Annotated in this window: 8 protein-coding genes; 2 read left to right on the top strand and 6 right to left on the bottom strand. The window is 45.8% G+C overall.

Features of this window, described 5'->3' with window-relative positions; all coding sequences use genetic code 11:
* Positions 1-934 precede the first annotated feature (934 nt).
* Both nhaD and amt read left to right on the top strand, forming a co-directional pair.
* A complete protein-coding gene (gene nhaD, locus AYW76_RS15950) occupies positions 935-2,197 on the top strand; it encodes a sodium:proton antiporter NhaD (protein ID WP_067222931.1) in 1,263 nt (420 codons plus the stop codon).
* A gap of 181 nt (positions 2,198-2,378) precedes the next feature.
* The gene (gene amt, locus AYW76_RS15945; RefSeq protein ID WP_067222927.1) at positions 2,379-5,435 is read left to right on the top strand and encodes an ammonium transporter; all 3,057 of its coding nucleotides are present in this window, start codon (positions 2,379-2,381) and stop codon (positions 5,433-5,435) included.
* Here amt and AYW76_RS15940 read toward each other — a convergent pair whose 3' ends face one another.
* The 6 genes from AYW76_RS15940 to AYW76_RS15915 are packed head-to-tail and all read right to left on the bottom strand — an operon-like array spanning position 5,436 to position 11,264.
* Positions 5,436-5,810 carry a Na+/H+ antiporter subunit G gene (locus tag AYW76_RS15940; RefSeq protein ID WP_067033449.1) on the bottom strand — a complete coding sequence of 125 codons (375 nt, stop codon included), beginning with the start codon at positions 5,808-5,810 and terminating at the stop codon, positions 5,436-5,438.
* A gap of 12 nt (positions 5,811-5,822) precedes the next feature.
* Positions 5,823-6,092 carry a K+/H+ antiporter subunit F gene (locus AYW76_RS15935; RefSeq protein WP_067033452.1) on the bottom strand — a complete coding sequence of 90 codons (270 nt, stop codon included), beginning with the start codon at positions 6,090-6,092 and terminating at the stop codon, positions 5,823-5,825.
* Positions 6,086-6,571, bottom strand: a complete 486-nt coding sequence (locus AYW76_RS15930) for a Na+/H+ antiporter subunit E (RefSeq protein ID WP_067222925.1) — start codon at positions 6,569-6,571, stop codon at positions 6,086-6,088. Before AYW76_RS15930 ends, AYW76_RS15935 begins: the two co-directional genes overlap by 7 nt.
* Positions 6,571-8,100 (bottom strand): monovalent cation/H+ antiporter subunit D, encoded by a 1,530-nt coding sequence (locus AYW76_RS15925; RefSeq protein WP_067222922.1) that lies wholly within the window; start codon positions 8,098-8,100, stop codon positions 6,571-6,573. Before AYW76_RS15925 ends, AYW76_RS15930 begins: the two co-directional genes overlap by 1 nt.
* On the bottom strand, positions 8,101-8,466 hold the full coding sequence (locus AYW76_RS15920) for a Na+/H+ antiporter subunit C (protein ID WP_067033460.1): 366 nt from the start codon (positions 8,464-8,466) through the stop codon (positions 8,101-8,103). It lies immediately after the preceding gene.
* Positions 8,466-11,264 (bottom strand): monovalent cation/H+ antiporter subunit A, encoded by a 2,799-nt coding sequence (locus tag AYW76_RS15915; protein WP_067222918.1) that lies wholly within the window; start codon positions 11,262-11,264, stop codon positions 8,466-8,468. The genes AYW76_RS15920 and AYW76_RS15915 overlap by 1 nt, the downstream gene beginning before the upstream one ends.
* Positions 11,265-11,410: the final 146 nt, after the last annotated feature.

Genomic DNA, 11,410 nt, shown 5'->3' with positions numbered 1-11,410 from the left:
ATCGCCGATGGTAGTGTGGGAGATCCCATGTGAGAGTAGGTCGTCGTCAAGCATCATACAAAGGAAGCCCTGATAGCGATGCTGTCAGGGCTTTTTTGTGTCTGCGGTTTTCCTCAACACATCAACGCATCAACGCATCAACGCAGCTAGATTGCGCATCCTCTTTTGTGTTCCGCTTGCGCCTGTCTCATACTTCGATGCGTCAGCGCGTGACATCAAAAGCGTGCACCTTATGGCAAGAGAAGGCGTTTAGAAAAACAGAGACGGAGCACCACCGGATCCCATCTCGAACTCAGAAGTAGCTCTCAACACGCTGCAGGCGCTCACCATCGCAGATGGTCGTGTGGGAGATCCCATGTGAGAGTCCCACAAGGGGATAGATATAGGTCGTACCGCAAGTGTATAGATATCGTCAAGCATCCTACAAAGGAAGCCCTGATAGCGATGCTGTCAGGGCTTTTTTGTGTCTGCGGTTTTCGGCATCTCAACGCATCAACGCAGCTAGATTGCGCATCCCTTTTATGCCCCGCTTGCGCCTGTCTCATGCTTCGACGTGTCAGCGCGTGACATCAAAAGGGGGCGCTGTAACCTGTAGATTCTCTTAATAGAATTTACCAATCTACATTGAAGCATTAACTATTAATCTATCCCTAGATAGGTTTGCTTGAGCGATGTAGTCAATTAAAAATTACGAATCTGATTGGTTTTTGAATGTTTTGAAAGTGTCGGCTATCAAAAATGCATCGGATTTTACTGAGTTTCAATTATCACTGACTCAAAGCGACTTTTATTTGATCAATATAACTATTAAAAATACTCTTTATGTAATTTTATTTCAAATAATGCCTGTTAATGAGTAGGCGCTCATTTGAAAGCGGTATAAAATTTCAACATCAAATTTTGGGCTTTTAAATTTACGTGTTGGAGTTTTTCGATGTCAGATGTACTACAAGTCGTCCTCATCAGTTTAGCGGTGATTGCTTTGCTGGGTGTGGTGCTGGAGGATGTGATTCATGTTAACAAAGCAAAGGTGACTTTGTTTTTAGGAACCTTTTCATGGTTTTTGCTCTACGTGTTCCATTCCGATTCAGAAAGTCAGTCAGAGGTTATTGCACGGGGTTTTGAAGAAAATATTGCCGAAATAGCAAGTCTATGGTTGTTTTTGGTTGCGGCTATGACGTTTGTTGCCTACTTAAATAAGAAGGGCATGATTGAAAATGTCATTCATTTATTTATGCCAAAGAGGATCAAAGAAAGGTCGTTGTTGTTCTTGACCGCTATTTTCTGTTTTATATTTTCTTCCTTAGCCGACAATATTACCGCAACGCTGGTATCGGTGACGTTGATTTTGTCGCTTAATTTATCGACTAAGAAAACCGTTAGGTTTGCTACGCTTGTAGTTTTTGCTGTGAACTCAGGAGGTGTTTCTTTGATCACCGGTGATGTCACGACGCTGATGATTTTCTTAGACGGTAAAGTACATATTTTAGATCTGTTATTGTTATCTCTGCCTGCATTCTCCGCTGTTATGGTGTTGGCGTTGCTACTCAGCCGTGGTTTAAGTGATACGGTTGAGATCAATATCCGTCACAATGAAGTAAGACCGGTCGACCTAATGATCGCAGGGGCCTTTTTATGTACGATTATTTCAACGATCGCTGCCAATGTCTTATTTGGTATTCCGCCTGTACTAATGTTCTTAATGGGCATGGCGACGATGTTTCTTATTGCTCGTTTCTTTAATGACGATGAAGAGGAAGAGCAATCTATCCTTGAATACATTCGAGTGATTGAGTTTGAAACCTTGCTGTTCTTCTTAGGTATCTTACTTCTCGTTGGGATGCTAAAAGAAATTGAGGTGCTGGATACGATTGTTCGCATGTATGAAATCATGCCGCCTTACATGGCTAACTTCTTGATGGGAGTTCTGTCCTCGGTGATTGATAACGTGCCACTCACGGCGGCCTTATTGAAAGCGGGTATCGTGATGACCGAAGCCGAGTGGTTAGGATTGACCTATGCGGTAGGTGTTGGTGGATCATTGCTTGTGATCGGTTCTGCTGCTGGTATTGTTGCGATGAGTAAAGTGGATGGGCTGACATTTGGTTCTTATGCACGTTACTTCATTGTGCTCGCACTTGTTTATACGATGGGGTATGCCGCATCGGTCGGTTTGGCCCAGATTTTATTGGGTTAGTTTTGATTATGAACAGGCACTTAGGTGCCTGTTTTTAGTTTGTTGTTAGGCCAATATTGGCCTAACAATTGTATGTAATGGAGGTAAGAGAATGTATTTTTAGCCCTGCTCCCCAAATGGGGGCGTAGACAGTCGCTTATTTGGTGCGTGCCTATGCTGCGTGTATCGAAATGGAGCATATATGGTAGATGTTGTTTGGCTTTTAGTTTCTGCTACGCTGGTATTCCTAATGCAAGCGGGTTTTTTATGTCTTGAAAGTGGTCGCATCCGCAGTAAAAACAGTATCAATGTTGCCGCGAAAAACATTTCCGATTTTATTCTATCCTCTGCAGTTTTTAACCTAGTTGGTTTTGGTTTAATGTTTGGTGCTTCCCAATACGGTGTATTTGGAACCTCTGACTTGTTGTTTGGCGAGCAGGCCGATTCCTCATCCATTGCCTTTTTCCTATTTCAGATGATGTTTTGCGGTACGGCCGCTACGCTGGTATCCGGCGCGGTTGCAGAGCGTATGACGTTCTCAGGCTATTTAATGATCACTGTTATTCTCAGTGCTTGTATTTATCCAATAGTCGGGCACTGGGCTTGGAATGGTGTGTATTCAGACGTCAGTCAGGGTTGGCTAGAGTCTTTAGGCTTCATCGATTTTGCTGGATCAACGATCGTACATTCTGTTGGTGGCTGGGTAGCTTTAATTGCAATCTGGGTGATTGGCCCGCGCTTACGTCGTTTCGACAAAGGCATTCACTTACCACAAGGTAGCAACTTGCCATTATCGGGATTAGGCGTGTTGCTGATCTGGTTGGGCTGGATTGGTTTTAACGGAGGTAGCACGTTACAGCTGAGCGAAGCCGTTCCACATATTTTATTGAATACTTTTATGTCGGCAGTATGGGGCGGGATTGGGGCGATGGCCTTATTCTATACATTAAGGCGTTATATTAATGTCTCTCAGTTGCTCAATGGCGTGATTGCCGGTTTGGTTGGTATCACGGCTGGCTGTCATGTCGTTACGGTCAATGGCGCAATTTTTATTGGTTTTACCAGCGGATTGATTACTGTGCTTGGCAGTATGTTGATGGAGCGTTGGAAGTTAGACGACGCCTTAGATGTGGTGCCAGCACATTTATTTGCAGGGATTTGGGGGACTTTAGCCGTCTCATTGTTTGGTGATCTAGATAAGATTGGTACTGGCTTAAGTCGCTGGGAACAGTTTGAAGTTCAAGCGTTGGGCATTGTTTCGATTGGTCTTTACTGTGTTGTTGTAGCGAGTATCGCATTGTATCTATTGCAAAAGGTGATGGTTCTACGTGTGACTCAAGAGGAAGAAGAGCAGGGTCTTAATATTGCTGAACATAGGGCCACCACAGAGCTGATTGATCTTTTGAATTCAATGCACGATCAAGAAGATGAGGCTGACTTTTCCAATCATGTGCCAGAAGAGCCGTTCACAGAAGTCGGTCAGATTGCGAAACAATATAATCGGGTGCTTGATAAAGTTAGCCAAGAAATTAGCGAGCGTGACCAAGCTCTGTTCTGGTTTAAAGAAAGTGAAATGCGAAAGTCTGCGATTCTTGATGCTTCAATGGATTGCATTGTTACGATAGACGGTGATGGCCATATCATTGAATATAACCCTGCTTCAGAGCGTACGTTTGGCGTGTTAAAGCGCCAAATTAAGGGAAAAAGCTTTATTGATAGTTTTGTCCCAATTAAAGAAAGACAAAACATTCGAAGTAGCTTGGCCACTGGCTTTTCCAGTTCTGGAGGTTGGCTGATTAATCGACGCAATCATTTTCAGCTACAGCGAGGCGACAACCAGATTTTCCCAGTGGAAATATCAATTACCAAGGCACTGAATGACCAGGGAAGCTTTCAAGAGTTTACGCTCCATATCCGTGATGTAACGCGCCATGTAAAGCTCCAGCAGCGTTTACGCTTGCTTGCTTACAATGATCCACTTACCAATCTCTATAATCGCGCCTACATGTCAGAGCAGCTTGAGCGTGCACTGGTGTATGCGGAGGAACATCATCAGGCTGTGGCGTTGTTATTTCTCGACTTGGATAAGTTTAAAGTGATCAACGACTCTTTAGGTCACAAAGCTGGTGATGAGTTGCTGTGCGAAGTGTCCGTTCGGCTTAATGATGTTGTCTTAGCGTCCGATATCATCGCGCGCTGGGGCGGCGATGAGTTTCTGATTATGTTGACAGAGAGTGTCTCTCCAGAACGTGCAATGACGCTTGCACATGAAATTTTAGCGAGCATGGTGGAGCCAATGTTGCTTGCGAATAAGCCTGTTAAAGTAGGGACGAGTATCGGTATCGCTATTACGGAACATCTTTATGATGCCGAGCAGCTGATTCAGCAAGCTGATATGGCCATGTATTGGGCCAAAGAAAATGGTCGAGACCATGCTCGATTCTTTGAGGCTCATATGGCCAATGAGATAACCGATCGTTTTCGATTGGAACAAGAAATCAAAGATGCCATTGGGGCTCAGCAATTTTATTTAATGTACCAGCCACAAATGAATACGCTAACGCAGTCGATCATTGGGTTTGAGGCCCTGATTCGTTGGGAACATCCAGAAAGAGGTTTTGTGTCTCCGGTGGAGTTTATTCCGTTAGCGGAAGAGTCGAATGTAATTTGTCGTATTGGCGAATGGGTGTTAGAGCAAAGTATCGCCAAGCTTCACCAGTGGCGAAATCAAGAGCTCAAAGTGTTACCAGTCGCTGTTAATATCTCCGGTAGGCATTTTGTTTCAGAGGGTTTCAGTCAGCATATTGAGACGCTGTTAGAACGTTATAAAGTGCCGGGTGATTTACTCAAGATAGAGATCACAGAAGGTGTGTTTATCCACGATATGAACCAATGTATCGAGATCATGGAAGGATTAAAAGCGCTCGATGTCGAGATTTCAGTCGATGACTTTGGTACAGGGTATTCGTCGCTGCATTATCTTAAAAAACTACCGCTGGATATTCTAAAGATAGATAAATCGTTCGTTTGCGAGATTGGTGATCATGCGGAAGGTGACAAAATTTGTGAGGCTGTGATACAGCTGGCGCAGAATTTAGATTTACAGGTAATCGCGGAGGGAGTAGAAACAGCGGAGCAAGCCAGTGTATTGAATGCGCTTGGTTGTTATCTGCATCAAGGCTACTTCTATGCTAGACCGTTACCAGAATCGGAAGTCATCGCACTGTTACACCATGAGCTTCCGATTCTATCGAACTAGCTAGTCTTCTTCTTGCGCATCAGCCGGCTGGCGTGTACGAATCTTACTCATCAATGACTGTCCAGTCGTTCTAGGAATGGCCGGGTTGTCACGATGCAGGGCCGTTTTAGCAATCATATTGGCCGCTACCGGAGCGGTGATTAACAAGAACAAAGTGATTAATAACTCTGAAACCGAAAAACGGCTTTGAGTAATCGTTTGATAAATAAGTGATGATAGCAAGATACCTGTAATGCCCAACGTAGTGGCCTTTGTCGGGCCATGCAGGCGAGTAAAAATATCAGGTAAACGTGCCAAACCAATAGATCCGACCAGCAAGAAAACCCCACCAATAACGAGTAATACCGTAATCAATAGCTCGGTGTAAAATGACATGTTGCTCTCCTATTACTCGATGATATCGCCGCGAAGTAAGTACTTACAAAGAGCGGACGTACTAACAAAGCCTAACATTGCAATCAATAAAGCCGCTTCGAAGTACAGACTGGTTTGCATATAAATACCGTAAAGCATCAACAATGCAATCGCATTAATGTACATGGTATCCAATGCCATGATTCGGTCCGAAATATGTGGTCCAACCAACAACCGCCATAAGTTGAGAAATAAAGCGATACAAATACAAATAGTGACGAAGAATAACGCCCAGCTTAGCATCCTAAGATCTCCTTAATTGGGCGCTCATAGCGCTGTTTAATTTCATCAATCAAGTCTTGTTCATTATCCAAGTGTAGGGCGTGAACATACAGCCATTGCTTATCTTCTGAGATCTCTACACTGACGGTACCTGGGGTTAATGACACCGTGCTTGCCAAAAGCGTAATGCCAACATCCGACGTGATATCTAGCGGAATGGCGACAAAGCCTGGATTAAGATTTTTGATGGGGCCAAGCACTAAGACAGCGACTTGGATATTGGCCACCAAGATGTCTTTTAGCACCATAAAGAAATAGCGAATCGCAAGCCAAGGTTTTTTGATTTTGGGCTGCTCGTTACGCATGCTGTTTACCAGCAAGGGAATACTGATCGCAAAGAATGCAGCGAGTAAAATGTGCCCTGGGCTGATGGAACTGTTCAGCAGTAGCCAAACAACAAACAGTAGAAGGCTATGGAATGGCATAGGCAAAAATGACATTAAAAGCCTCCTTTAGATAGCGGTGCAGTCAGTAGCGCATCGACCGATAAACTTGGGTTAAATAAATAAGCAGCGGCTTCGTTGGTTAACTCTGTCAGCGGGCCTGCAAACAATGCCAAGATAGGTGAGGCAGACAGTAGCAATACGATGCCCAGCCACTCACCCAAATGAATAGGCTGACTGTCTTCGTTTGACTGCTTGTTGGTAGAGTAGCGCCAGAACAGTGTGGTGCCTGCACGAGACAACGCTATCAAAGAGCCTAGACTGCTTAGCAGTACAATCGGCCATACCCACATTTGCTCGGTCGCTGATTGCACAGACTGAAGAATCATAATTTTACCGATAAAGCCTGAGAACGGTGGCATACCGATAACAGCAACAGCGGCGATTGAGAAGAATATAGCTAAGAAAACAGGGTTATCCATGGCTTTCGCCATGACAAACCGATCTTCGGCTTTACCACGTTGGCGACCGATTAAATCGGCTAACAGGAACATACCGCCCGCCACCAATGTACTGTGTATCATGTAGTACAAAGCCGCACTCGTTGCCGCTTCATTTTGCAATGCAGCACACACTAATAAAGTACCGGCCGATAGCACAACAAGATTGGCAGTAACCAGTTTGAGGCTAGGGCTGGCCAACACGCCGATGGTACCGACGACGATCGTCATTAACGCTAACGGCCACAACCAAGATTGAGCAATATGGGCTAGCTCACCCGCCTCATCGCCGAATACTACACCATGAATACGCAAGATACTGTAGATACCTACTTTGGTCATAACAGCAAAAATAGCCGCTACCGGCGCACTCGCGCTTGAGTAAGTCTTTGGTAACCAAAAGTGCAGCGGCAACATGGCAGATTTCATGCCAAATACCACCAGCAGCATCAACGCACCGATCTTCGTCAGAATCACCACACTGCCGTCTAGCTCAGATACCTTTTGTGCCATGTCAGCAATATTGAGTGTGCCTAATGTACCGTACAAAATCCCTAAGCCGAATAGAAACACACTCGAACCAGCTAAGTTTAAGATGACATAATGAACGGTTGCCTGTGTCTTTTGTTTGCCACCGCCGTGTACGAGTAACGCGTAGGACGCGATCAGTAGAATTTCGAAGAATACGAATAAGTTAAACGCATCACCGGTTAGAAATGCACCGTTGATCCCCATCACTTGGAACATAAAGAGAGGGTAGAAGTAGCCACCGGCGCGGTCATAAGACCCTGTCGCGTAGCATAACGCTCCAAAGGCCAAGAAGTTCGTTACGGCCACCATCACCGTAGACATCGAGTCAGCAACAAGCACGATACCGAAAGGTGGACGCCAATCGCCTAGAATGTATTGCGTTACGCCTTCCGTTTGAACGTGTGTAACCAAAGCAAAACCAACGACGACTTGCGCAAACATTGATAACAGCGTGGCAATACGCTGGCGTTTAATATTCTTTGACAGCGGCGGTAGTAATAACAGCGCCCCGGTAATCAACGGCAACAGAATGGGTAAAATACTAAGATGTTGCATTTAGCGTTGGCCTCCGGCTTTCTGGCGAGCTGATTCCTTGGTCTGTGGAATTCGACCATCCACATGATCATTGCCTAAATCGGCACGGGCACGCATAGCCAAGATAACGGCAAAGGCCGTCATGGCAAAGCCGATAACAATCGCCGTCAACACCAAAGCTTGAGGCAAAGGGTCACCATACTCTTCAGACATCCCTAGAACCGCAGCGGCATCCAGTTTCAAGCGTCCGCTTGCAAACAGGAATAAGTTCACGGCGTAAGACAGCAGTGTTAAACCAACCACAACCGAAAAGGTACGGCCGCGAAGAGTTAAGAAAATACCGCAGGCCGTCATTAAGCCCACACAAAAAGCGTAGATGCCTTCCATTATGCTTCCTCCTCATACACAGCACGTTCACTCGTGGTCAACTGACCAAGATTTGCCAAGATCAACATGGTTGCCCCTACGACAGTTAAAAACACGCCTAAATCAAACAACATGGCGCTGGCCAACTCAAACTTACCGATGACCGGTAAATAGAAGTAATCGAACCAAGACGTTAAGAACGGACGGCCAAACAGCCAGCTGCCTAAGCCCGTCAATGTAGCAATACCGATACCAGAGCCAATCATAATTTGGTAATCCAGTTTCAAACGGTCTTTAATCCAATCGACACCATGCGCCACGTACTGCTGAATAATGGCAACCGACGTAATCAAGCCCGCGATAAAACCACCCCCTGGCATGTTATGACCGCGCAGGAAGATATAAGCGGATACTAATAATGCCAATGGCAGCAAACTTTGAGAAACCACAGACAACATAAGTGGATGGCGATCACTCGACCAAGGTCGACCTTGTTCGTTGCTGGATGGCATGTACAGGCGCATACGAGCAATCAGCTTAAAGATACCCAGAGCGGCGATGCCCAATACCGTAATCTCACCTAACGTATCAAAGCCACGGAAGTCGACAAGAATCACATTGACCACGTTCGTACCACCGCCACCGGTTTTACTGTTTTCGGTGAAGAAGTCAGAAATTGTATCCAGCGGACGCGTCATTAAGGCAAAGATTACAGTACCTACGATACCGCCAATCATGGCCGAGATGCCTAAGTCACGCACAACACGACGAGGGCTCGACTCTTTCGGGGTTTTCTGGGGTAAGAAGAACAACGCCAGCATCAGCAAGATGATGGTCACGACTTCAACCGATAACTGAGTCAATGCCAAATCTGGTGCCGAAAAACGAGCAAAGGCGAGGGTGACAATCAAGCCGACAACAGACAATGTTAACAAAGCAACCATACGGCGGCGATGCCAGATAACGGTAGCGAGTGATGCCAAAGACAACAGTACCGCGCCCGTAATGGATAACGCATCCAGAGGAATCTCCGGGCGATGGCCAGCAGTGGCATCAAGATCTAACAACGGATACGCACTGACGACGATCGTCAGCATCATTAAAAAGTACATATAACGCTGCAACGAGCCGTTCTCAGTGAACCCTATAAACCATGTTGCTTTACTCACCAATTGTTGAATTGCACGTTCAAACAAAATTTTAGGATCGTTAGTCGGGAACTGAGCTTGGAATTTGAATAAGTGTTGGCGGTTGTAATACACCACCAGACCACCGACTAAGGCGATCGCACTCATCAGAAGAGGAATGTTAAAACCGTGCCAAATGGCCAAGCTATAGCTAGGCACATCGCCATTCAAAGCCGCATTCGACGCACTGTACAACAGATCGCCAACAATAAAGCTTGGGAAAATACCCACGGCCAAACACAGCGCCACAAGCACCTCTACCGGTACACGCATATAGCGAGGTGGTTCATGAGGCGTTTTCGGCAAATTAATCGGCTCACCGTTAAAGAATACATCGTGAATAAAGCGAAGCGAGTAAGCGACGGACAGGACACCGCCCAGTGTGGCCAGTACAGGTACCATCCAGGATATAGAGCCTAATGAGTTCTGATGCAGCGTTTCATTAAAGAACATTTCCTTGGATAAGAAACCGTTTAGCAGGGGCACACCCGCCATCGCCATCGATGCGACCATCGCTAGCGTGGCGGTATACGGCATGTATTTCCATAGACCGTTGAGCTGACGCATGTCTCGGGAACCAGACTCGTGGTCAATGATACCCGCCGCCATAAACAGAGACGCTTTAAAAGTAGCATGGTTGATAATGTGGAAAATGGCGGCAACCAAGGCCAGATCAGAACCCATACCCAGTAGGAGAGTGATCAAACCTAAATGACTGATAGTGGAGTTAGCCAGCAAGCCTTTTAAGTCGTGCTGGAACAAGGCTAAATAGCCGCCCAATAGGAATGTCGCTAGCCCCGTCATGCTGACCATTAAGAACCAAAGATCGGTGCCGGCCAAAGACGGGTAAAAACGCGCCATCAAAAAGATACCCGCTTTTACCATAGTGGCTGAGTGTAAGTAAGCACTTACTGGAGTCGGCGCCGCCATGGCATTCGGTAACCAGAAATGAAACGGAAATTGTGCGGATTTAGTGAACGCACCGATTAGAATCAACACAGTGATAATTGGGTAGGTACTGCTCGCACGAATCATGTCGCCGCTGTCTAAAACGGTTTGCAGCTCAAAGCTGCCGACCACATTACCCAGCATGAGTAGGCCTGCTAACAAGAACAAGCCGCCTGTGCCGGTAATGGTTAACGCCATTCGTGCCCCTTTACGAGCATCGCTTTTGTGGCCCCAGAAACTGATCAACAAGAATGAGCTAATACTGGTTAACTCCCAGAACACCCACATCTGGATCAAGTTATCAGACATGACCACGCCAAGCATGGCAAACATAAACAGAATCAGGTAACAGAAAAACTTACCGATGTTGTCATTGCTTGAAAGATAGTAGCGGGCATAGAGAATGACCAAGAGGCCAATGCCTAAGATCAGCAAGCTAAACAGTAGAGACAGACCATCCAATCGAAAGGCTAAACTCAGTCCGAGACTGGGGACCCACTCAATGGCGGTTTGAAAACGCTGCCCATCTAAAATGGCGGGTGCTAATTGCAGTACTAAAAATAAGGCCACTGCAGGTAAAGCAGCCGTTAAAAATGCACATGCGGTTCGGCTATAGCGGGTACTACATAAGGGGACTAAGGTTCCCAGTAATACTAATAGGGGAATGCATAGTAGAGTATTCAACGGATCTGCTCCTTCATAGCATTTTTAACAGTTAGCCCTACTAAAGGCATGACTGTTTCCATTTATTCGGCATCATATGTGAACAAATCGATGCTTATTCATCTGTATCCTGTAAGGATAGCGTGATAGAACAACATTTTCTTTAA

Origin of the sequence: Marinomonas gallaica, from assembly GCF_001639745.1 — a bacterium.
Classification (GTDB): domain Bacteria; phylum Pseudomonadota; class Gammaproteobacteria; order Pseudomonadales; family Marinomonadaceae; genus Marinomonas; species Marinomonas gallaica.
Note: the sequence above shows the minus strand (reverse complement) of the source record. Positions and strands in the feature narration are given on the sequence as shown.